Here is a 21,722-nt window from a genome sequence, read left to right as displayed (position 1 = left end):
GAGCATGCTCCAGTTCGACCAGTTCGTTGAAGGGCTGCGCTGCCGCGCTGCAGTCCCCACGTGCGTACCTGCGGATTTATGCTTTCAGTGGGCGTCGAATTGTAAGCGCGTCTGTCTCCCTCAAGCCGCGTCAGACGACCGAGACGACGTGAGGGATGAGTTGTCAATTCTACCTTCACGGCCAGGTTTCGCGCCGGGCACGAGTGAGGGCGCTGGACTCATCTGCTACCCGTGAGCGACCGCCGCCGTGCAAGCCGATGCAGTGGCGGTGAAGTTCACCTCAAGGCTGGAGCCGACTATGCGATACGATCGGGTAGACGCGCGAATCCTCGAGATCGTGCAAAAGAACAACCGCCTAACTTCCGATGTGATGAGTGAACTGGCGGGGCTTTCTGCCACAGCATGTCAGCGGCGACTCAAGAGGCTCCGCTCGGACGGCTTCATCGAAGCCGATGTCTCAATCGTTTCGCCAAGGGCTGTTGGCAGACCAATCCAAATGCTTGTGTTGGTTACAATGGAGCGGGAGCGCTCGGATATAATTGACCGGTTTAAGAAGGACATCAAATCTTCGGCTGAAGTCGTCAACGGATTCTACGTGACTGGCGATGCTGACTTTATTCTATACGTTACCGCACGTACCATGGAGGATTATGAGCAGTTCACTAGACGCTTCTTCTATAAGAACCCGGACATCAAATGCTTTAAGACGATGGTCGTATTGGATCGGGTCAAAGCTGGCTTTGCTGTTCCAGTTGAGACTCCTGCCTACGATAGCCTAAGCAATCTTTGATGGGGGTCATTGCGCATCATTGCTCATGCGCCAACAACCGATCAGCAACGGCCGAAGTCCCGGTTGACGATCCTCGTCACCCGCGATCATTCCGGCTCCGCAATCCGATCAGCTCCGACGGTGTGATTGCGACCGTCCCGCCACGGGGGACAAGAAACTGCGGCTTGCCGCTACTTCGCAACTAACAGAAATGCAGGAGACCTGATCTGGAGATTTACGTCATCACGTCTTTGTAAAGTCGGGCGTTCCGCCTCAGATCCTAAGGCTCACGTTGTAGTTGGTCAGGAAGTCCTGGAGAGCCAGGATACGCTCCACCCCCCTGACGTTCTTGCGCGCGTTGAGTAGCGCGCGGGAGTTTTCGACCGACAGCAGCGGTGCCACTGCCGCATTGCGGTCGTTCAGCAGCGTAGCGAACCAGGTGGATAATCTGCGGTCATAGCTCGGATCCTGGATGGTCGGATACGCGCTCTTAACTCGCCGCACCACCGACTCCGGCAGCAGGTCTGCGGTGGCGGCCCGCAGCAGACTCTTCTCGCGCCCATCGAAAGTCTTGTGGGCCCATGGGGTGCCGAACACGTATTCAACGACGCGGTGGTCGCAGTATGGGACGCGGACCTCAAGACCCGACGCCATGCTCATCCGGTCCTTGCGGTCGAGCAACGTTGGCAGGTGGCGCGTGAGATAAAGGTAGCAGACCTCGCGCATGCGTCGCTCGTGCGGATCGGCCGAGGCCGGTCCGATCAAGGGAGGAACTTCTGCAAGTGCCGTGCGGTACTGCCCGTCGACGTAGCCGGGGAGGTCGAGCTTCTCGAGGAGCCCGGGGTCTAGGTACTGCCGGCTGGTATCGTTGACGTACGGACCGCTGCCGTACCAAGGAAATGTGTCGGCCTGAACGTTCGCGGAATCGTGGAACTCCGGGTAACCGCCGAAAATCTCGTCGGCCGACTCTCCGGATAGGGCAACCGTCGAGTGCTGCCGGATCGCCCGAAACAGCAGATATTGCGAGCTATCGAGGTCGCCGCTGGTCAAGGGCAGGTCGCGGGCTCGGAGGGTGGCGGCCCGTACGCTCTGGTCCATGAGTTCGTCCGCAGACAGAGTGATGTCCGTGTGGTCTGTACCAACGAACTTTGCGACCTCCTGTACATACGGGCCGTCGGGTGTGCCGCACATCGGGCCGGGGATAAAGTTGTTGGTATAGCCGACGAAGTCGAGGGCGAAGGACCGGATCGGTTTATCATTGAAACGCGCGGCCAGTGCCGTTAGCGCGGAAGAGTCAAGCCCGCCCGACAAGAGCGTGCACAGCGGCACGTCGGCGATGAGCTGCCGCTGGATCGTGTCCTCGAGCAGCTCGCGGACGCGACGAACGGTGGTAGGCACGTCGTCTGTGTGCCCGCTGTCGGTGAGCTGCCAATAGGCTATCTGCTGGATGCCGTCGCGGGTCACTCGGGCGATGTGGCCGGGCCGTACCTCACGCATGCCGCAGAATACGGTGTTGCCCGGCTCGGCAACCGTGCATAGGGTGCGACGAAGCCCGTCGGCATCCATGGCTCGTTCCGCAAGACCATTGGCGAGGATCGCCTTCGGCTCGGAGCCGAACAACACGCCGTGCTTAGTGGGGTAGTAGTAAAGCGGCTTGACGCCGAGCCGGTCTCGCACGAGAAGCAGTTCACGGTTGGCGGTGTCCCAAAGTGCGTAGGCGAACATCCCGTTGAGTTCGTTCACGGCGGCGCGGGGGTCTCGGCGACCCCACTCACGGTGGGCGTGCAGCACCACCTCAGTGTCACTGCTCGTATCAAATCGATGGCCCAGGGCGGCGAGCCGTCCGCGCAGCTCGCGGTAATTGTAAGTCTCTCCGGTATAAACCAGAACCAACGCGGGCCGGCCGTCCTCCTGGAGCGTCATCGGCTGGCCACCGCCGTCGACGTCGATGATCGCCAGACGCCTGTGTCCAAGCGCTACAACTCCGTCTATCCACGTGCCCTCGTCGTCGGGACCGCGGTAAGCCATTGAGGCCGTCATGTCGGCAAGCTCCCGTCGCGCGTCGGGAGCTCCTAGATCGCGATGGAAATCAACCCATCCACAGATGCCGCACATATCTTGCTCTGCCTATGTAACTATGCGCGACTTGGGCCATACAGCCAGCGCGAATAGGTGAGAATCCTTCATGCCCCATCTTCGGTCCAACTCGAGAAACTTGATGAATCGTGACGGCTTGTTCCTACATGCCGTGGCCTAGCGCGACACTACGCAATACGCACCGACCTATTTTGGTAGTCGCGTCCATTGTTCTGCCGTTCGAACGCTAACGCGCGATGCCACACTTTTGGGTTAGCGATCCGATCTGTGTCAAACAGGAGTACCAACATCCACGGATCGTCACGCTGCGTTCATGGCTCTATCGTTGAAGCAGCGAAGGCGTTTTGGTTTCGTTCATTTGGCGAACTACAAATAAATCCTGAGCGCCTCGACCACGCGCGCAAGCCTAATGGCCGATGTACCGCGGGGTGCAAGGGGCATTATTTCTGTGTGTTGTCCGGTAAGTCTGCGGTCATGATCGCGCCGGCCTGATTTGATTTTCGCAAAGCTCGGAGCGTTCTGGCCTGGAAAGAGCACGATCATCTGAAGCTATTCATCATCGGTTCGTTGCGACAGCTGTTCCAAATGACCAAGTCCCCGTTCACGTCGATTGCTTGTTAATCGAGACAAGCCGATCTTTGCTGCAGGGATAGCGGGGCGCACTCATCGACGAGGGAAGTAGCAGTCGCGGTTCGTGCGGGCCGGGCTTTCCGATAGGCGTTCAAAATTGACCTCGATTTTGAGGCTTCTGCTTTCGCCGCTCAAGGCGTCGCGCGCAGCCGGCGTATTCGTCGCTAACCAAACCTGCTGAGTCCTCGCCTATGGCGGGGCGATAACAGCAACGTTTGGTCATTTGCCTGCACCGGCGGCTTACAATGTAACGTGTCATAGCGCGCAATCAACGTAGTCACATGTGGACGCCGAATCAATGAACTTTGCTAGAATCCTATTGCTGCGCAGCGGGAGTGTGACAGTTGCTCATCGATAGGATCGATCGGCATACCATGAATCTCAACGCGCGCCGGCGACCTAACTGCAAGCCGCCAAGATTGCGTCAGCTAGAGCCGGCCCACGAAGGCCAAAGTTGACGGTGGCTTCATGATAAGTGCCATAGTTCAACTTCGGGTCAAACCTGGTACCGATCCTGGTCGTGAACCGTAAGATCCTCGCATCGGCCAGAGTCTCGAGGACTATACTCCCTAGTCCGCCATCCCGATTATGCTCCTCGACAACGACGACACAGGAGGCCTGTCTGGCGGCCTCGCAAAGAGCCTCGGAATCAAATGGACTGAGCGTCGGAAAATGAAGCACCTCGGGATCAAGTCCACCTTTAGCCAACATTTCTTCGATGTCGAATATGGTCGAACTCACAATTCCGGTCGATGCAATCAAAGCTCCTTTGCCATCTCGCAGCCGACATGCACGTCCTAACTCTCCCAATGGGCCTCGGTCACTATCAGCAGTGTCACCACCCAGACGAATATATAGTGGCCCATCCCACTCGATCGTGGATGATAGCAGATGCCGTAACTCGCGATTGGATCGCGGTGCGAGTATTGCCATATTCGGAACTTGACGTAGGAGAGCGAGATCATCAAGAGCCGTGTGGGTCGGACCAAACTCAGTACAGCTTAAGCCCCCTCCAGTTCCGACGATTCGCACCGGAAGTCGCTGCAGACCTATGTCGACGAAGAGTTGCTCGAACGCTCTTCTCGTACCGAACGCCGCAACAAGCTCGACGTAGGGAATCAAACCGCCTCCTGCAAGTCCGGCTGCCATACCAACCACATATTGCTCTGCGATGCCCTCCATGAAAGAACGATTCGGAAAAGCGGCCCTGAATTCGCTCATGCTATTGTAGGTTAGATCGCACCCAACCGCCACAATCCGCATATCGCTTGTCGCCAATTGCTGGAGCGTTTTGCGGTATGTCCCACGCATGATCTACCTCTCAAGTCGATCAGAAAAACGACATTCACAATAGAGACGCGACTGCGCTGATCGACGGTACTCGTCTATAATGCCATTCGCCACTTCCTTCGAACTCTCCCAGTCCTTTTCCTTTTAGCGTCTCACAGATGACTACTCTTGGACGCTGAGCAGATAATGGAAACCGCAGTGCCTCCCGAATAGCGCGACGGTCGTGCCCCGGGACATGACGAACGTCAAAACCAATTTCACGCCACAGTGCCGGCATGAATGGCATGGGCAGGACGTTCTCTGCTGGCCCATTGCACTGTTGGCCGTTTCGATCAACCAATACGGTAAGGTTGGACAGTCGGTGCTTCACAGCGTGGAACGCCGCCTCCCAGTTTGCACCCTCATTTAACTCTCCATCGCCGACCAGAACATAGACGTGAAAGTGCCTCTCGGTGATTCGCGCCGCTAGCGCCATACCGACGGCTATCGGCAGCCCATGACCCAGCGCCCCTGTGGTGGCCTCGATGCCGTAGGGGGCATTTTGCTCCGGAAGAAGGCCAAGTTCGCAGCCAACCGAACAAAACTGATTTAGTTTCTGCGGTGATATTAGACCCTTGTCCTCAAGCACGGCGTAGAGCGCGAGGCAGCCGTGCCCTTTGCTAAGAATGAAGCGGTCGCGGTCATCCATTTCCGCCGGATCTTGTGGAAGTCGGACAAATTCGTCGTACAGCACAAGAAGAATCTCAACTATTGAGAATGATGGACCGACATGCCCGGCAACTTGCCGCGCGGCGAGCACCTCGAGTATTCTCCGACGTATCGCCTTCGATCGGTTATCAAGGTCGGCTGCTCTCGCTGATTGCTGATCGACAGTTGCGCCTTGGTTCATGTCGGCTCCTCTTCAGTCGGCTATCGTTGCGTTTTTCGGCTTGCCGTCGCACCTACGCTATTTGAGAGGCTAATGCTCGCAATCGACGTTCGCGTCAGATGGCTTCCTCGTTTCAGAGCGCTGGCGGTCAAGTGACGGTCGGATTTATCTTCGTAGCTGCATGAGGAGGTACTGGATCGAATGCGTAGTGCAGGAATAGGTCGCCGGGAGAGGGTTGATAGCCCTCCTTGTGGCATACCCTCTTTCCACTCCCCGGGAACGCCGTCGTGCCGCATCGCAGCGCCTTCAACCAGCGCCCAATATGGTGCAACACCTAGGATCAGTATGTTTACGACAGCTTGAGCAACGGTCCCGGTCGATGCTGTCGAAGGAAGCGGCCACATACTGCCCATCGCCATAATATTGTGGGTTTCGGTGGTGATCACGCGCAAGTGTCGCGCATTCGAAGGTCGTATGTTGGGCGTGATCGGGCACCATTAAGCGTCGCACCAACCACTGGCTCTACACCGTTTTGCCGGATAGCAGTCTGTCGTTGATTCCGCATTGGACCGATTGGAAGCTGGCTAATCGCGATGATTTCGACTTCAGACGAACGACCCCAGGTGAATACGACCTTCAGGGCTGCCGAGCTGATAGATCCGGTCCATTTCAGCAACGGTGAGCTGGAAATCCAAAATATTGATGTTCTCCGATAGCCGCTCGGGACGAGAGGTCCGCGGGATCACAACGGCGCCCTGTTGCACCAACCAGCGCAGGGAGATCTGAGCGGGAGTCTTGCGATACAAGCGCCCGATTTGCTCCAACGTTTCGTCATTATTGATCTTGCCCATGGCAATGGGGCTGTAGGCCACGATCGCGAGGCCTGCTTGGTTGCAGGCAACTTTCAAATTCGGCTGATCGAGATAAGGGTGATATTCCACCTGATTGCAGACGAGCGGCTCGGGACAAATTTTGACCGCCTCCTCGACCAAACCGACATTAAAATTGGATACCCCGATATGCCTGGTCAGTCCGCGCCGCTTGGCATGGGCGAGCGCACCAAGCGTTTCCGCGAGCGGAATGGAAGGGTTGGGACGATGCAACAGCAACAGATCGACGTAGGGTTGCCGCAGTCGCACTAAGCTCTCTTCGGCCGAGCGTTCCAAATCGCCCGACGCGAAGTAGATGCTGTTGACCTTGGTAGTCAGGAACACCTCCTCGCGCTTTACGCCGGAAGCATGCAGGCCTTCGCCGACTTCGGACTCGTTCTCATACGACTGGGCGGTGTCGATATGGCGATACCCGATTTCGAGCGCTTGCTCGACAATGCGCGCGCAGATGCGCCCCTGCAGCTTCCAAGTGCCGATCCCGATGCCGGGAATACAAGCGCCGTTCGCATTGACAACATACATCGTCGCTCTCTCGGTTGGATATTTGAGCGTCGCATCAACGCGAACGTGGCCACTTGGGATTGGCGATTGCGCATCGCGCTCGATTTTTCATGTCCGAATTCTACAGGGGACAGCTAACTTGCTTCTCTATCAACCGGAACTCATTGGCATACGCCCGCCATCCGAGCCACCTACTTGTTTCGGTAGTTGACGGGCGTCGGTAATCGGGTTGTCCTTCGGTGCTTAGACGATGCTAGCAATCGATGCCGCGAGGGCGGAAGGGGGCTCGATAGTGGAGCGCTGGGCGTCCTCAAGCATCCGCGCGTCAGACGCGCGGATTCGCCGCCCAACGGCCGGCCTATCGCTTCCCGCCAGCATCGTAGGAGACAAGCTGTAGACCGTCATATCCTCGATCGTGCGCTGGCATGGAGGGCTTGTATAGGAGCAAGTACGTTCAATCCCAAATCCGTCAACCCTTCTCGAGCCAGTCAAGGATGGGACCTCTGGCGCAGAATCTGCTTGTATCGGGAATTGGACTTTACATTCGCATTGAAAGCAATGTGCAGGATCCCAACCCTGTAAGGATTGATAATGATGATGCTCGACATCAAGAAAAAAGAGCAGGGCTGGGCTCAATTCGCCCGCTCCATTCGCGAAGGCCGACATTGACGAACGGCTTTATCTCGGAACCCTCGAGAAAGGGCTACTGATCCTCGCTACCTTCTGTGCCAATCCTCGGCCGATGACACTCGTGGAAGTCTCGGAAGCATCTGGGTTGAACAAGAGTGCAACCCAGCGGGTGCTCTACACGTTGCGAGCGCTCAGATACCTAAACCAGAGCGAAACGACGCGGCAATATTCGCTGTCAGCGAGGGCTTTGGATATTGGAAATGCCTGCGTGCGCAGCAATTCCATAGTCGAAGCAACTTTCCCGTACCTGCTCGAGGCCAATAGACGATCGCAGGAGACGGTCAATCTGACAGAGCTCGATGGCTCCGACATTATATTTATCTCTCGTGTTCCCGGCAAAAACGTGATGAGTTCCTACGTACCGATCGGCACGCGCTTTCCTGCGTTCGCCACGGCCCCAGGGCGCGCGATCCTGGCGAACCTCGAGCCCGCCTCAACCAACAAAATTCTTCGTACGGTCCCCACCAATCGGCAAAATTTACTCAAGCAATTGGAGAGAGTGCGTCAAAAAGGCTTCGCCATAACCGATCAGGAAGCGATACCTGGCGACATCTCGACGGCCGCGCCGGTGTTTGGCTACGACAACAAAGTTGTAGCTGCTGTCAACATCGCAGCTTCGAAGGCCAATTGGACGCCTAAGAGAGTCGAGGCTAAACTGAGCCCGATCACAGTTGAGATCGCACGTCAGATGTCGAAGGTAGTTTCCCAGCACAGGCTGCATTCGACATATCAGTCTTTGTGAGATCAACTTCAACTCGGTAGGACTGGTTAGGGGTAGGTGGAGTCCAGCAGCTTGGTGGAGCGTCTGGAGGCCCTGGTAGCGAACCGCGCTGCAAAACGACAAAGAGGCTCGGGCGGCACTTCTGGGAACTGTAAAGAAACCCGCGTTCCGGCTGTCCGATCTGTTCGCCCAATACGAGGCGATGACAAATGTCACATCCCCTTAGCCCAACAAGGATCTTCGCAGCAGCAAACGAGGATGCCAGCTTTGAGAAATTGCGAGCGGCCGGTTCGGGGAAAATCGTTGCTCATGTGAATGATTTCGTCGTGAGCCGCGCGAGGCGCTTCGTTTGGGCAAGCGACGAGGCGTTAGAACCTATGATTGCCGCGCAAATGTCCACAAGGCTGAAGCCGACGCCCTTATTCCCCAATGCCGGCAAAGTATGAGCCGTTTGCTGGGCGATCTAAGCTGGTTGGGGTGCTATTGCGCCAATCCTACATAAAGTTCCGGAAATCGAACACGTCGTCGACCATATTTGGATTTTGCGGGATAATTCGGGCGAAGCGCTGGGAATATTCGAGCGTCACCGGCAATTTTTTGTAGAGCGTATTGTTATTCCAATCCATTTTCGTGAGTCCAAGAATTCCGGCACAGGTATCGTGCCATCCTCCCGCTCCCGTAAATCGCTTCAGCAGGAGCGGGGAGGGAATTGGCTTGAGATTCCCCTCCTTGTAGACCGGCTTGGATGCCGTCATGTGGACGCCGTTCACGCTGCCTTGTGACCAAAAAAACGCTGCATCGGAAGTCACGGGCAGGTGCGTCCCGCGGAGAAGGGGGTAACCGGAAGCACGTTTGTTATCGCCATAGGCGAGCGCCATCCAGCTCGATGATTTTACAATCTGCACGAGCTCGACATCCGTTCGATCGCTGAACGCGTCGAGCGTTCCCAGGAGTTCCTCTTCCTTAAAGGGGGTATTCTTGTGGACCGTGACCTTCTTAGGAGGACGGCCGGAGTGCCCACTCTGCTAGATTTCCAGGCTGCGGGACATGACGGCCAACATCTCGTTGTAGTCGAGGTACGGATTACCACGCCGGTCCTGGGTGAAGCTCTTGGTATCATAGGCGACAAACTGAAATCCGGTGCCGTCCGGGGCGAAGACCTGACTACAGCAGGTCGTGTAGTCCGTCCCGTCGCTCCCTTTTTTCATCGCGTAGCTGATGCCGATATAGGCCTCATCCGAATTGAGACCGGCGAGCTTCCAAGGAATACCGCCAGCCTTTGCGTAGAGTGCCACGCTCAGGCCCCACATTACATTCGCACGGCATTTGTGCAGGAGAGCGCTCCCAAGGACAATCTGGATCGGAATCCGGGTTGGTGCGCAGAAGGCCTTGAGGAAGTCGTGCAGATCAAAGCCGGGCGACTCGAAGCAGGCTTCCCAGGAATTCGGCAGATACATGAGCAGCACGTCGAACTCGGCGCGGTGCAGCGTGAGTTTGCCGATCGCATCGAAGATCTGACGCGCGAGCTCGTTGCGATTACCCTCAAGCGCAAGCCGGTTGAGATCCTCCGGCATTTCGAACCGGCGTGTTTTCTCGGCGACGAGCGGCGTACGGAACAGCGGCTCGAAACCCGGATACTCCGGGTAGTAGTTGAGCGCCTCACGTGGTCGCGCCGAGCCCCCCAGTTCGCGCAGGAGTCGGTCCAGCTTCGGCAGCAACTCCTTCGGAGCCAGTAGGGCCAGCCGTACCCGCGTCGGGATACCGAGAGGTAGGCTATAGGGGCCGTGCTGCCGGAGGCCACGGAGGGGATGCTTGTCAAAACCGTTACCGGCGAAAATGAGGTTTGGCTCGGGGATCGTCGCGTAGCCATCCATTTCCGAAGCCGATGCAGTCATGCAACCATCCTCCGGCTAAAGGCCGTACGCGCATTGACGATGATCTTCGGCGAGCCGGGGCCGTCCTGATCTTCGAATGGTTTTAGAACGTGATCGGCCGCTCGCCCGGAGCCGGGAAGCAGGAAGTTGATCCATGCTGTGAGCAGTGCATCGCCCCGATTGTTGAACCGGCTTCCCAATCGCTCATCCAGAAAACTCGTTGCTTGCTGCCGTGCGTGCTTTGGCCAAATCCAGACATCGGGTTTCAAGACGAGCCAGAACCGGCCGTCGATTTCATCAACATCAAACCTAATCGCCTCTGCCCACCATACTTCCTTCGGTTCGGGATGTTCCGGGCTTATCGCGGAGACCATGCCAGCAATCCGGCCATGCAGACTGCAGCCGACACATTGAGAAATTGCCCGTGTCAGATCTGGATTGGGATGTTGCCGATCCAGAATGAGCACCGATCCGCCGCGCCAATCCCGCATCAGTAGCGGCTTACCTCGTATCAGAGATAGCCCTATCGCACGCTCTATGAAGCCTTTGAGCTGAAGATTGTTCGCGTAATCCTGAAGACGGTCGTTGAGCGAGTAGGGCGACAAGGAGGTCAGATCCTTGCCAAACGCTTGCCGCAAAGCTTGCTCACTTCCCCACGCCAGGATTGAACTGCCCTTTGTCGCGATGGTCTGATTACGTGCAAGCTTTTCCGCCGCGTGAATATCGTCCCAGTCCTTCGGAGCTGCAAAACTGAGCTCAAGACAAGTTTCGGGCAGTTCAAGCAAGGGAAGCGCGTTAAGGCGCAAGATTGGATCGCCGTTGCCCCGGCCCTTGCGCGGAATAGAGATGGCTTGAGAGTCGGTTCGATCGATCTTCTCGATCAGCTCTTTCGGTCTGTCTTCGAATTGCTTGCATATCCGCGACATTAAAGAATCGAAGGTCTCGATCTCAATGAGTTCGGCCCGCACGCCCTTGGCGTGAGCCGCTTCTAGCAGCGCGGTCACAGCCGGGAGCGGCGGCCGTCCCTTGAGGGTTGTCCAGTAGAGGCCATGCGGGAATGGATTGGGACCGTCGAGCACCCGGTGAAGGAGCTGCATTACACTTTCGTCGCGACCGCTGTAGCCGGCCACGATCATGCCGAAGCGATTGCAGGCAGTCACAAGGCAATCGCCCATCTCGGCATTCTGTGTTTTCAGATCCTCCGTGAGGTTTTTGATGCTTGTGTAGCGAAAGTCGCCGTGCAGCTTGCAATAGATTGGAAAGGCGTCGTTGTTCAGAGCCTGCTTCGCCGCATAGCTACCTTCGAGATGAAAGGCGGCAAGGCTTTTTCCGGTAACCTCGGCCACAGCTCGTTCGACGACGGTATCGAAATTGGTCGTAAACACGACCTTGATTGCTCCCGTGCTCAACAAGCCGCCAAACACCCTGTGACCGAGGGTGAGGGATGATGCCTTTTCGGAGAGCTTGGCTTGCAGATACCGGCTTTGCCGTTCAAGGTCGGTGCTGAAGATCAACTTGAAACTTTGGCTATAGGCCGTTGGATCGCTCGATGCGGGAAAGCCGCGCGACATCAGATAAGATTCAATCTTCTCGCGGACCGCAGCGTTTTGCAGATCGTTCGACGAAACTTCCTGGTGCTCTTCGGAACAGTAGTAGCGCCGCTTTAGATCCCAAATGATGTCCCAGGCTGTGGGGAGGCCTGCACTTTGAGACGAGCCAGCGCCAAGCATCCAAGCAAACATGCTTGGTGCTTCCGTCACGATACGAATGAATTCTGCTTGCTTCATTGGTTCAGGCTAGCTTTTACGCGTGTGAATGTGGACAACTATTGATAGAATAGTCGCGTCTAGCTTCCTTATGGTTTTGTGAGTGCTGGCGGACGGAGGCAGCCGCGGCAGGGCACCGAGACGTTGCAATACGGGTCGGAATGCCCAGCGGAAATCGCCCGCCAAAGAGCACGATCTGTTCTTTCGCGTGAATGGGGTGTTCCGGCTGCCCACAGCTTTCAGGCGATCCATAAGGTAACGCGGACTTTCTCGCGGAAGAGGCCTGCCGGAGGCCATAAGGCCTTGAAAACAGTAGTACAAATGTGAATTGGTTGACGTTCGTCAGAAACATGAATATATTTCTGACGTAGGAGCAAAGCCATGCAGCCCATTGCTGCGCGAATTCTGACCCACGCCCGATCAATGCCCGAAGGCGCTTTGATTAGCGCCAAGGAATTTCTGCATCTTGGCAGCAGGGCAGCGGTCGATCAGGCTTTGAAGCGTCTTCACGAGCGCGCTGAGCTGATGCGTCTTAGCCAGGGGATCTACGTCCTGCCGGTCAAAACCCGCTTTGGGACGCGTGCACCAGCGGCCGAAAAGGTCATTGAGCGCTTCGCCGCTACGCGCGCAGAAACGATCGTCCCGCACGGTGCCGCCGCTGCGAACATGCTGGGCCTCACAACGCAAGTCCCCACGAAACTTGTCTATCTGACATCGGGCCCCAACCGGCAGTTTAAACTTGGCGCTCAAGTCGTTGAAATGAAAAAGGCTCCTCAGTGGATGCTGCTTCCCACGCAGCCCAAGGCCGGGGAGGCGGTTCGTGCGCTTGCCTGGCTGGGAAGACAGCATGCCGCGGAGGCGCTGACCAAACTCAAGCAAAAGCTCCCGCAACCGGTCATACAGGATCTGATCGCGCTCAGGCCTGCACTGCCCGCGTGGATGTCAAAATCCATCAGCCAGGTGCTCGTGGCCCATGGCTGAATCCTATCTGGCTCTCTCACGTGACGAGCGGCTTGAGGCTCTCGGCGTTGTCGCCACGGCCTCAGGCCGGCCGGTCCATTTGCTGGAAAAGGACATTTGGGTTGTTTCGGCCCTCCAAGGACTCTTCACATCCACGTTCGGGGACCATCTCGTTTTCAAAGGCGGCACCTCGCTTTCGAAGGGCTACGACATCATCCATCGCTTCTCCGAAGATATCGATCTCACCTACGACATTCGCCAAATCATCCCCGATCTTGCGGTTGGCGATCCGCCGATTCCGCCTACAAACAGCCAGGCCGACAAATGGACCAAAGCCGCTCGCACCAAGCTGGCCGAATGGGTGAAAGACAAGGCGCTGCTGGTTCTCCAGGGGCATACCAAGACAACCGGCGTCGACGTGACCTTCCGGGTCGATGATGCGACCATCTATGTGGACTATGACCCGCTCGCGAAAGGGAGTGGGTATGTCCCGCCCCAAGTGAAGCTCGAATTCGGCGCGCGATCAACCGGTGAACCGGCCGAAATCCGTCCGGTCACCTGTGATGCAGCTAGCCACCTGCCCGAGATCGAGTTTCCTACGGCGAACCCGAGAATCATGTTGCCGAAAAGGACCTTCTGGGAGAAGGCAACCGCCATTCACGTCATTTGCGCGCAGGGGATCAAAGGCGATCGCATTTCTCGCCATTGGCACGATCTTGTGCGGCTCGACGATAAGGGCTTTGCCCAGTCTGCCTTCGACGACAAGGCCCTCGCAAAAGAAGTCGCTGACTGGAAGTCGAAGTTCTTCCGCGAAAAGAACAGCGGCGGGAATCTGATCGACTACTCCGCCGCCGTCTCCGGCAAGTTGCAACTCGTCCCTGATGAAAAGATCCGCCAAGAGCTGGAAGTCGACTACAAGAAAATGGCCGACGACGGAATTCTGTTGGGAGACGTCGAGCCCTTTGAAGAAATCATGAAGCGTTGTGAAGCGTTGCAGCGGAGGGCTAACGGCGTCTCAGGCTCGCCGATAGGGCGGCAATGACTATGCTCAGCAAATTGTAGGCTCTCAGCTCTGGGTTGCGATCGCCTTCACCCAATTATCGATAAGCGCGATGCCGAGGCGGCAAAATTGAAGCCGTGGCAATACGCTCTTGTGCCCAATGACCAGGATTACAGGAGCCGCGACGCTCGATGGGCTGCTAGCGAGATTTTGAGGTGACAGGTGCGGCGTTCAGTCCGAGCGATACCCTTTATATTCACGTTGAGGTGCGCGCTTTTTTGCTTCCCATTCTGGAAGCTTGAGTACGTCCTCTTTTCTTAGCTCCGCGGCGAGCTTGTTAACGTTCGGCCGTCTGACGACATGGCGTGCTAGAACCTGAGGCCATAGAACCTTGTACAGGATTAACAAAGAACTAGCCGGAGCTAATGCCACTAGGGGATCGCGAGCCTTCTTTCGTTCGCCGTCAAGAAATGCTGTCGCTTCGTTTTGCCGACATCTCGTGCAAGGAATCGAACAGTTCGGACTGTCCCGTCTTCCGCTCCGCATTATCAACCTTCGCGGCATGCTCGCGTTGCCGCCGCGCCTCTAATGCCTTCGATAGATAGAAACCGAATTTCGGCGGGTGTTTCTTGCAAGTGCTTTATCCGGCTCTTCTTGCTACCGTTCTCAACGGAAACGCCAAACCAAATGTGGCTCGGGCCTCGTTCGTTGCTATAGCTGCGTCGCAGGAAATTGCGTATCAGCGATGAGCGCTTCGTCAAAACCTGGAACGTGTGCCAGTTAGCCCTCTCCATCGTGTCACACACCTTCGAGATAAAGGATGTCGAAATGTCTTTATGGAAGAGATCGCTCATGGAATTCACGGGGATCATGCGGCCTCACGCCAGCGCAGAGGCTGCTCAAGCCGGTCCGGCCTCAACGTGAGATCAAATCCTGGCTCAAAGGGGGGCCCTGGCGTGCCGCGAAAACGCTCAGAAAAGCGTTCGGCATAGCAATTGTCGCAGCCGCTGCTGATCTTGGCGTACCCAGTTACAGGATTCCAAGTCGCAGCCGTCCACTCGATTGGAGTCGTATTCGCCATGTGAAGACCGCCGAGAGAGCTGCTCACCTAGCACATCTGGTAGTAGAATGGTCACCATTTGTCACTGAACACGAAAGGGTATCTAACTAACATTCCTTGCTTAGATTGAACGAGCATCGCATCCAGCGCAGAGACTAAGTGGGCCTGCAAGAGGCCTGATCTTTACGGCGGCCTTGTCCGTTGCTTGCGCCTCTATCTAGATTGCGCGTCGGGCAATGGCCGCCGCAATTGCTGCGGCTCATCTCACGGGTGTGCATCCGGAATCTCAATTCTGCATCACAGCAAATCTCGGGCAAGAAGCGCGGCGTCTTCTGTCGTCGAGCGCGGACTGCGCCGTTCCTTCGCCATCGAGCCCATCATCGGACAACCCGAACGCCGAAAGTCACCGCCGCCGCTGTTGTCTCAAAGACCGCGCGGGTGGCGCGCCAACGACTTGCTCTCCGCGGTCTGCCAGAACTGACGCTTTGCTTGGCTCGGAGATATTTGGTCTCGTATCCTGACCGCACTCATTGCAGCCATCAGCGTCCCGTCATCTCACAGACCAGGTTCTTGACGAACGAGATTGGATCGCTTCTCAAACTTGTCTGTGCGTAATCAGATCGGAAATCAGCTTTGCAGACCCGCATGCCATGGTCCATCCAAGTGGTCCGTGACCGGTGTTCAGCAAGAGGTTCGCATAGGACGTTGGTCCGACCAGAGGGGGCCCACCAGGCGTCATCGCGCGCAAGCCAGACCAATTAAGCACGGCATTTGCGTCGATGTGAGACCTCAGGACCGGCAGGATCTTCATAATGTCGTCCAGAACGCGCCATCCTTCCTCTTCGTCAACACGTGTGTCGTATCCAGCGAATTCGGCTCGACCGCCCATGCGCAGTCGATCGCCCATGGGCACCATCATCGCATGGTATCCATCATCCATAACGGGGCGTGTCGGTCCTCCCTTCCACCCGTTTAGTGCCACAGTGACGGAATACCCTTTAACGGGAATGATCGGCAACGAGATGCCCAATGGGCGAGCCAATATTGGGCTGTAACTGCCGAGCGAAAGAACGTACACATCTGCAGATACATCGCCTCGTGATGTCGATAGATGTGAGATTCGCGAGGAAGATCCATTGACTATCTTCAGAATATTGGTGTTCAGCAACAACTGAACGCCTAGTTCAGTAGCCAGTCTCGCGATCTCATTTGTGAACTTGTGGGCATCGCCACTTTCATCATCCGGAAAGAATACCGCGCCGACGTAGCGGTCAATAACAGCACCGAGGCAGGGCTCCTTCTCAAGGATCTGATTCTGATCGAGCACCTCAAACTGGACTCCCCATTGCTTCATCTCGCGGCACATTTGCACGAACTCAGTCATCCGACCGCCACGGGGAAAGACCCGCATTGTGCCGCGCGTCGTTTGATCGTAGTTGAGGTGTGCGGTTTGGCGGATACTGCGCAAGGCCTCCAAGCTCAATCTCGCGATCCTGATGTTGGAAATCATGTTCGCCTTGTGCCGCTCGTAAGTCGAGTTCGCTAGAAACCTGAGGCCCCAACCAACGATTGACGGTATGACGCTTGGGTTAATCTTTAAGGTTGGGTTGTGGTCGAAGAGCATCTTGCCGAGCTGCCTCACCGTTCCTGGCGAATTCCACGGGCTAGCGTCGCTCGGCGTCATCAAACCTCCATTTGCGAAACTTGTTTCCAATCCTGGCCGGTCGCGACGATCAACGACCGTGACCTGGTGTCCGTTCCTAGCGAGCATATAGGCCGTTGCGCAACCCACGACTCCGGCGCCTAAAACAGCAACTTTCATCTCACCACGACCCGTTTCTCGTTCCGATCCATGTAGAGCGATATAGGATTGTCGACTGTGATGCGGCTTGGTCACACGCGCAACCCTTTCGTCGAGCTGTATGTAAGCGGAAGATCAAGCCAAAGCCCAAAATGTTGTCATGTCGATCTGGCAATCGAGATCCTAGCGCTGGCAACAGATGACACGCTGTCGGGGCCGAAGATTTCACCTTGCAGGTGTCGGACATCCGCTTCAGCCCGACATTCGTCGGTGGAATGAAAGTGGCTTAGCGGACGTAGCAGCCTTGCTGACAAAACACGCCAGCGTCGGTGAACCGACAACAGATGACGTGATGTCGAAATCGCGCCATAGCCCGTCTCTGCTAACAATCGTGTCGTTGCTCGACTATTCTTCGTAGTAGCCCGTGAGTGTCGGTGGGCACAATCTCTATGCGGTATCCAAGAGGAGAAGCGATCGACATTTCCAGGTAAGCATCCGGCGTACAGTCCAAAATTTAGAATTTCCTCGCTTCAACCCGCTACGAGAGCCATGAAGTCGCGCGCGTCCGTTCCTTGGCTTCGGGTAAGGCAATCGTTACCGTCGGCTCTGCAGGCTTGTCGTCGAGGACCGATGCAAGTTGCGCTCGGCCCTTCGAAGGCTCGCGGACTCGCCAGAGCGTTAAGAACGCGACCGCACTTCGTCGGCAAAAACATCTCGCTCCAGTAGCCCTTCAGCCGGTACCGATGGCAAATTCGGGCTTCACCACCTGAAGCCGAATGGTCGCGCCGCTGTGCCGCGCAATTCCGCTGAGGCTCCTGTCGACAATATCGATCAGGTCTTCAAGAACGGCGCTTGCTGTTCCTTTCTCCCTGCGTTGGCCAAATTCACCAAGCAGCAACAAGGCGCAATGCTTGTCGGGTCTAGCGCAGAAAAGCAAGGTGCTGCCATCCTCATCCCAAATAAGGAATGCATCGTCAGACACCATGCCGTGATGCCGCTTATACGCTTGAAGCAGCCTCGATCGAACCACCAGATAGTCCTCAGATGTCTCGATCACCCCAGCGAGCGTTAAATACGGCAGGCTTGGCGAGCTCTGCAGCCAGACCTCAGTTCCGTCCGCTTTAAGAAACATTCCGCACTCCTAGAGTTTGCGCGGCTTTCGACCGTCGTAACGACAGGTCCTGTCTGGGATTGCGACCAGCAGAGGTTGCGCAGCACACTTGGGACCCGGCTCTCAAGCGTCGGGATCCTTCCAAGTCCTCCACTCATAGTTGCGCAGGGCAATGTGCCCCGGTCCCGAGCCAATCAGGTAATTCGGATTGAGCGGGGTCTTACCAAGCGGCGTGCAGATTACATATTGTGGCACCGCAAATCCGGAGGTATGTCCGCGGAGATTCTCGATAATATGAATCCCCTCGGCTATCGATGTTCGAAAGTGCTCAGCCCCCCGCACTAAGTCAGCATGATACAAATAATACGGTCGCACGCGCGCCATAACGAGCGCGTGGACCAGCCGTTTCATAACATCGACCGAGTCGTTGATTCCCTTCAACAGCACGGATTGATTGCCCACCGGAACCCCTGCTTCGAGCAACCGCTCGATTGCGAGTTTGGCCTCTAATGTTACCTCGTTGGGGTGATTGAATTGAGTATTGATCCAAATCGGATGATATTTCTTAATCATCTGACAGAATTCGGGCGTAATGCGCTGCGGAAGTGTCACAGGAGTCCGAGTGCCGATACGAATAATCTGTACATGTGGAAGCTGCCTAAGACGCGACACCACGTACTCAATCTTGTTGTCGCCGATGGTAAGAGGGTCACCTCCGCTCAACAACACGTCCCGAATTTCCGGCCGCGCTTCGATGTATGAAATTCCTCTGTCAATCAAAGATCGATCACTGACGATTGAGTCGTGACTCGCGTGGACCTTACGCGAGCAGTGTCTGCAATACGTGGGACACAAGTTAGTTAGATGAAAAAGAACGCGATCGGGGTACCTATGCACGATGCATTTCACATCGGTCTTCCCCTCCTTCCAAAGAGGATTTTCGGATTCCACGCCTGATCGGTGGAATGATGGGAGCTGGTCTATATGATAGATGTCAGCAAGCTCCTTGACGTTTGGAAGTGCCTGAAGGCGAACCGGATCGTTTGGATCGTTCCGATCCATCAGCGATAAGTAATATGGAGTTACTTGAAACACATATCGCTTACCTACTTTGTGAAATGCATTTTCCTCTTCCGGCGCTAGATTTAGGTGATCTCTTAGGGCCTCAAGCGTGGTGATGCTATTGTCAAGTTGCCAACGCCAATCGTCCCAGGAGTCATTTTTCAACTCCTTCGTAGAAGTCATACGAAGTCTCCGGCTCGAGTGGTATGTTCTCAGTGGGTTGATGGGCAAGGTGGCAAGGACTAGCTAATTCTTCCCGCGATTGATGTGCCGGCACTCCGCTCTCGTCTCGCACGATCCGTCAGACTCAAACTTTGTGCCAATTAGCGGATCGACGAAAACAAGCGATTTCGTCGGAATACGCTCAGGAGTGAATCGGCAACGGTGGTCGCGAAGCCGACACATCCGACAGAACTTGTCGGACTTCTAGCATAGGGCATAGTTCAACGTTTAGCGCTCAGCCAGGCGCCGCAGTTCGTGACGGCTCCCGCAAATCGGTGTTTTTGAAGCAGTTGGTATACTATTGGGCTGATGGCTGTTCGCCAGCGCAAAGCTTAAATCTAACGTCGGCCGGGCCGACGTTTCGCGTTTCGGCGATTTCTTGGAACGCAAGCGTCGAGCGTTTGACCAGATCTGTTACCCAGCGAATGGTCGAGCAGACAGCCTACAAACACACTTTCCTCGCGGCTCACCACCGCCGCCGCGTGCTCCCGCGACTCCGGAGGGAGCGCCGTCAACCGGCCGACATTGGGAACGACAGTCTTCATTGCAGAGGGGCCGTTGAGGTCTTGATCGAGATCGACCCTACCTTCACGAACTGCTTTGGGGGTTCGCCCGGATTCTCCTTGTGCTGAGCTTGAAAGACGACCCGTAGGCCGTTGGCGAGCTCTCCAGGATTGGACAAACCAAGCTCCGAAAGTACATCCTTCAGTGGAATGGTTAGCGTTACAGGCGCCAGATGCCCCCCGTGGGCGCCGTGGCCCCCGTCATCAGTAGGCCAAGTGAATGTGCCGAGTTGACCTACTTTGACTTGCCGGGTGCCCTGCTGCCCGTCCGGCAGCGTCGCGAGAATGTTGAAGCTGAAACCGCCGTTCTTGCCGTCGGCACCGATCTCGACGTCTTCGAGGACGAGCCACGCTGCGGTGATTGCACCAGGACCGGGCGGAGCGCCAGCGGTGGTGAGACTATGGAGCTGCGTTTGGGCCGATTGCGGTAGCTTCAGGTCGACCGCCACCGAGCTTGTGCCGAGTGTCACTGGCTTCGCCGCGGCGACAGTAGCCATCGCTGAATTAGCTGTGGGACCAGGCAGAGGCATCGGTGCGTCGCTTTGGATGGTGGCGGCGGCAACTACAGCCGGTTGAAATGCCGGAAGTGGTGTCTCGTCATCATAACGGTATCCGAGCGAGCCTTGACTATCTACCACCGCGCCGGCCGTCTGCTTCATGTCGCCAGCCTGGTCGTACGTGAAGGTCGTTTGCTTCCATGCCGTGTCGCTCGGATTCGCATGACCGGCCATCTTCGTCCAGACCGTCCAAAGCCTATCGATATTGGCATGATGAACCCAAAAAACCGGATCTCTCGCCGAAGCCAGGATATTTCCCATGTCCCCGCCGATCAGATTATGAACGGCGCCGTGCGGATCCAGCTCAAACGGGATCGAGAAGCACTTGCGCCAGTCGGACACCGAAGGCGGCAAGAGGGCCTTCTGGTCGAGCGGCGATCGCGATAGTGCGCCGCTATTGATGCTTTCGTTCACTCTGGCGTGCCACAACGGATTCGTCGCGTCACTGCCTTCAGTGAAAATCTTCGGCACGTCGTCGTCTTCATACCAATTCCAGTAGGGTAGCTCGAACGGGGTCGTCGCTCCGGCTTCTTGGGCGGCGCGTTTGAGTGTTGCCTCGAAGAAGAATAGAAACGGACGGTGCCAGGAGATGAAATGTTCAGCCACGGCTGTTGGGCGCAAGGGATTGGGCCTAAAGCGCGTGTGCTCGCATTGATTATAGATCTTACCCAGACTGCCCGGGTCGTCGGTCGTACCGTGAACCGCCGACCAGTAATACCATCCGAGGGGATCATCCTGATTTGCCTGGGTTCTGGCCTTCATCTTGCCGACACCGGCACGCAAGGCGGCCACCTTCTGAGGGTCCTGCGAGAATGTTTTGGCGTTTTGGCGTGTTCGCACGGCGCCGGTTTGCGCTTCGACCGCCGTCTGAACGACGACCTGAGGTAGACCGATAAGCGCGGCGTACGACAGTATCGCCCTTCGCGTGAGCGTCATTTTGGTTCTCCTGCGAGTCGGGACGTCAGTCCGGGCACCCTTGCGTGATCCAGTCCTCAATGATCTTGATCGGATCATCCGGTATAAACGGGCCGCCCTTCGGCATGCGCAGCAGAGGACTGTCTATACCCGTCCTGAGATCGATCACTAGGTTGGCGGCGGCGCCGTTTTGGCCAATGACATCGGGTTGTATGAGGCGCTTTCCATGGCCCGACGCCGCGAGGAGATCGGCCTTGGTGTCCCATTTGAACGTCGCGCCGTGGCCCTGCAAGTTAGCCGGCCTGCCTTTGGCTTGGACCCATGTCGTCATCCCTTGATCGAGGATGCCTTTGACTTGATCGAAACCCATTTCGG

19 protein-coding genes are annotated in these 21,722 nt (G+C 56.4%); 5 read left to right on the top strand and 14 right to left on the bottom strand.

Annotated elements, in window-relative coordinates:
- Positions 1-298 precede the first annotated feature (298 nt).
- A complete protein-coding gene (locus QQL28_RS35675; protein ID WP_284273289.1) occupies positions 299-790 on the top strand; it encodes an Lrp/AsnC family transcriptional regulator in 492 nt (163 codons plus the stop codon).
- A 252-nt stretch (positions 791-1,042) separates the two neighbouring features.
- Here QQL28_RS35675 and asnB read toward each other — a convergent pair whose 3' ends face one another.
- From asnB to QQL28_RS35655, 4 genes are all read right to left on the bottom strand, one after another.
- The gene (gene asnB / locus QQL28_RS35670; RefSeq protein ID WP_284273253.1) at positions 1,043-2,884 is read right to left on the bottom strand and encodes an asparagine synthase (glutamine-hydrolyzing); all 1,842 of its coding nucleotides are present in this window, start codon (positions 2,882-2,884) and stop codon (positions 1,043-1,045) included.
- Between the two features lie 1,011 nt (positions 2,885-3,895).
- Positions 3,896-4,807, bottom strand: a complete 912-nt coding sequence (locus tag QQL28_RS35665) for a transketolase family protein (RefSeq protein ID WP_284273252.1) — start codon at positions 4,805-4,807, stop codon at positions 3,896-3,898.
- Between the two features lie 34 nt (positions 4,808-4,841).
- Positions 4,842-5,675 carry a transketolase gene (locus QQL28_RS35660; RefSeq protein WP_284273251.1) on the bottom strand — a complete coding sequence of 278 codons (834 nt, stop codon included), beginning with the start codon at positions 5,673-5,675 and terminating at the stop codon, positions 4,842-4,844.
- A 584-nt stretch (positions 5,676-6,259) separates the two neighbouring features.
- A complete protein-coding gene (locus tag QQL28_RS35655) occupies positions 6,260-7,066 on the bottom strand; it encodes an aldo/keto reductase (RefSeq protein WP_284273250.1) in 807 nt (268 codons plus the stop codon).
- 721 nt (positions 7,067-7,787) lie between these two features.
- Here QQL28_RS35655 and QQL28_RS35650 point away from each other — a divergent pair.
- Together QQL28_RS35650 and QQL28_RS35645 are read left to right on the top strand one after the other, a co-directional pair.
- Positions 7,788-8,477 carry an IclR family transcriptional regulator gene (locus QQL28_RS35650; protein ID WP_431309700.1) on the top strand — a complete coding sequence of 230 codons (690 nt, stop codon included), beginning with the start codon at positions 7,788-7,790 and terminating at the stop codon, positions 8,475-8,477.
- 188 nt (positions 8,478-8,665) lie between these two features.
- The gene (locus QQL28_RS35645; protein WP_284273249.1) at positions 8,666-8,902 is read left to right on the top strand and encodes a hypothetical protein; all 237 of its coding nucleotides are present in this window, start codon (positions 8,666-8,668) and stop codon (positions 8,900-8,902) included.
- A 48-nt stretch (positions 8,903-8,950) separates the two neighbouring features.
- Here QQL28_RS35645 and QQL28_RS35640 read toward each other — a convergent pair whose 3' ends face one another.
- From QQL28_RS35640 to QQL28_RS35630, 3 genes are all read right to left on the bottom strand, one after another.
- On the bottom strand, positions 8,951-9,361 hold the full coding sequence (locus tag QQL28_RS35640; RefSeq protein ID WP_284273248.1) for an argonaute/piwi family protein: 411 nt from the start codon (positions 9,359-9,361) through the stop codon (positions 8,951-8,953).
- Positions 9,362-9,481: 120 nt separating this feature from the next.
- Entirely contained in the window at positions 9,482-10,351 is an 870-nt protein-coding gene (locus QQL28_RS35635) for an argonaute/piwi family protein (RefSeq protein ID WP_284273247.1), read from the bottom strand.
- Positions 10,348-12,117 (bottom strand): SIR2 family protein, encoded by a 1,770-nt coding sequence (locus tag QQL28_RS35630; RefSeq protein WP_284273246.1) that lies wholly within the window; start codon positions 12,115-12,117, stop codon positions 10,348-10,350. The genes QQL28_RS35635 and QQL28_RS35630 overlap by 4 nt, the downstream gene beginning before the upstream one ends.
- A 360-nt stretch (positions 12,118-12,477) precedes the next feature.
- Here QQL28_RS35630 and QQL28_RS35625 point away from each other — a divergent pair, with 360 nt between their 5' ends.
- Both QQL28_RS35625 and QQL28_RS35620 read left to right on the top strand, forming a co-directional pair.
- Positions 12,478-13,077, top strand: coding sequence for a DUF6088 family protein (locus QQL28_RS35625; protein ID WP_284273244.1), 600 nt, complete (start codon positions 12,478-12,480; stop codon positions 13,075-13,077).
- Positions 13,070-14,098 carry a nucleotidyl transferase AbiEii/AbiGii toxin family protein gene (locus QQL28_RS35620; protein WP_284273243.1) on the top strand — a complete coding sequence of 343 codons (1,029 nt, stop codon included), beginning with the start codon at positions 13,070-13,072 and terminating at the stop codon, positions 14,096-14,098. Before QQL28_RS35625 ends, QQL28_RS35620 begins: the two co-directional genes overlap by 8 nt.
- Before the next feature lie 506 nt (positions 14,099-14,604).
- Here QQL28_RS35620 and QQL28_RS35615 read toward each other — a convergent pair.
- From QQL28_RS35615 to QQL28_RS35585, 7 genes are all read right to left on the bottom strand, one after another.
- Positions 14,605-14,910, bottom strand: a complete 306-nt coding sequence (locus QQL28_RS35615; RefSeq protein ID WP_284273242.1) for a DUF5131 family protein — start codon at positions 14,908-14,910, stop codon at positions 14,605-14,607.
- Between the two features lie 14 nt (positions 14,911-14,924).
- A complete protein-coding gene (locus QQL28_RS35610) occupies positions 14,925-15,137 on the bottom strand; it encodes a DUF5131 family protein (protein ID WP_284273241.1) in 213 nt (70 codons plus the stop codon).
- Between the two features lie 574 nt (positions 15,138-15,711).
- The gene (locus QQL28_RS35605; protein ID WP_284273284.1) at positions 15,712-16,938 is read right to left on the bottom strand and encodes a D-amino acid dehydrogenase; all 1,227 of its coding nucleotides are present in this window, start codon (positions 16,936-16,938) and stop codon (positions 15,712-15,714) included.
- 709 nt (positions 16,939-17,647) lie between these two features.
- A complete protein-coding gene (locus tag QQL28_RS35600; RefSeq protein WP_284273240.1) occupies positions 17,648-18,049 on the bottom strand; it encodes a hypothetical protein in 402 nt (133 codons plus the stop codon).
- Positions 18,050-18,151: 102 nt separating this feature from the next.
- A complete protein-coding gene (locus QQL28_RS35595; RefSeq protein WP_284273239.1) occupies positions 18,152-19,273 on the bottom strand; it encodes a KamA family radical SAM protein in 1,122 nt (373 codons plus the stop codon).
- 580 nt (positions 19,274-19,853) lie between these two features.
- A complete protein-coding gene (locus QQL28_RS35590; RefSeq protein ID WP_284273238.1) occupies positions 19,854-21,368 on the bottom strand; it encodes a tyrosinase family protein in 1,515 nt (504 codons plus the stop codon).
- A 25-nt stretch (positions 21,369-21,393) separates the two neighbouring features.
- Positions 21,394-21,717 carry a hypothetical protein gene (locus QQL28_RS35585; RefSeq protein ID WP_284273237.1) on the bottom strand — a complete coding sequence of 108 codons (324 nt, stop codon included), beginning with the start codon at positions 21,715-21,717 and terminating at the stop codon, positions 21,394-21,396.
- Positions 21,718-21,722: the final 5 nt, after the last annotated feature.

It is taken from the genome of Bradyrhizobium iriomotense (assembly GCF_030160715.1).
In the GTDB taxonomy this organism is placed as follows: Bacteria; Pseudomonadota; Alphaproteobacteria; order Rhizobiales; family Xanthobacteraceae; genus Bradyrhizobium; species Bradyrhizobium iriomotense.
The sequence above is the reverse complement of the archived record's forward strand: the minus strand, read 5'-3'. Positions and strand labels throughout refer to the sequence as shown.

Excerpts from the sequence above, each read along its gene's own strand:
- QQL28_RS35675 (WP_284273289.1), top strand. The coding sequence starts at position 299 with ATGCGATACGATCGGGTAGACGCGCGAATCCTCGAGATCGTGCAAAAG.
- asnB (WP_284273253.1), bottom strand. The coding sequence starts at position 2,884 with ATGTGCGGCATCTGTGGATGGGTTGATTTCCATCGCGATCTAGGAGCT.
- QQL28_RS35665 (WP_284273252.1), bottom strand. The coding sequence starts at position 4,807 with ATGCGTGGGACATACCGCAAAACGCTCCAGCAATTGGCGACAAGCGAT.
- QQL28_RS35660 (WP_284273251.1), bottom strand. The coding sequence starts at position 5,675 with ATGAACCAAGGCGCAACTGTCGATCAGCAATCAGCGAGAGCAGCCGAC.
- QQL28_RS35655 (WP_284273250.1), bottom strand. The coding sequence starts at position 7,066 with ATGTATGTTGTCAATGCGAACGGCGCTTGTATTCCCGGCATCGGGATC.
- QQL28_RS35650 (WP_431309700.1), top strand. The coding sequence starts at position 7,788 with ATGACACTCGTGGAAGTCTCGGAAGCATCTGGGTTGAACAAGAGTGCA.
- QQL28_RS35645 (WP_284273249.1), top strand. The coding sequence starts at position 8,666 with ATGTCACATCCCCTTAGCCCAACAAGGATCTTCGCAGCAGCAAACGAG.
- QQL28_RS35635 (WP_284273247.1), bottom strand. The coding sequence starts at position 10,351 with ATGACTGCATCGGCTTCGGAAATGGATGGCTACGCGACGATCCCCGAG.
- QQL28_RS35630 (WP_284273246.1), bottom strand. The coding sequence starts at position 12,117 with ATGAAGCAAGCAGAATTCATTCGTATCGTGACGGAAGCACCAAGCATG.
- QQL28_RS35625 (WP_284273244.1), top strand. The coding sequence starts at position 12,478 with ATGCAGCCCATTGCTGCGCGAATTCTGACCCACGCCCGATCAATGCCC.
- QQL28_RS35620 (WP_284273243.1), top strand. The coding sequence starts at position 13,070 with ATGGCTGAATCCTATCTGGCTCTCTCACGTGACGAGCGGCTTGAGGCT.
- QQL28_RS35615 (WP_284273242.1), bottom strand. The coding sequence starts at position 14,910 with ATGAGCGATCTCTTCCATAAAGACATTTCGACATCCTTTATCTCGAAG.
- QQL28_RS35610 (WP_284273241.1), bottom strand. The coding sequence starts at position 15,137 with ATGGCGAATACGACTCCAATCGAGTGGACGGCTGCGACTTGGAATCCT.
- QQL28_RS35605 (WP_284273284.1), bottom strand. The coding sequence starts at position 16,938 with ATGAAAGTTGCTGTTTTAGGCGCCGGAGTCGTGGGTTGCGCAACGGCC.
- QQL28_RS35600 (WP_284273240.1), bottom strand. The coding sequence starts at position 18,049 with ATGTTTCTTAAAGCGGACGGAACTGAGGTCTGGCTGCAGAGCTCGCCA.
- QQL28_RS35595 (WP_284273239.1), bottom strand. The coding sequence starts at position 19,273 with ATGACTTCTACGAAGGAGTTGAAAAATGACTCCTGGGACGATTGGCGT.
- QQL28_RS35590 (WP_284273238.1), bottom strand. The coding sequence starts at position 21,368 with ATGACGCTCACGCGAAGGGCGATACTGTCGTACGCCGCGCTTATCGGT.
- QQL28_RS35585 (WP_284273237.1), bottom strand. The coding sequence starts at position 21,717 with ATGGGTTTCGATCAAGTCAAAGGCATCCTCGATCAAGGGATGACGACA.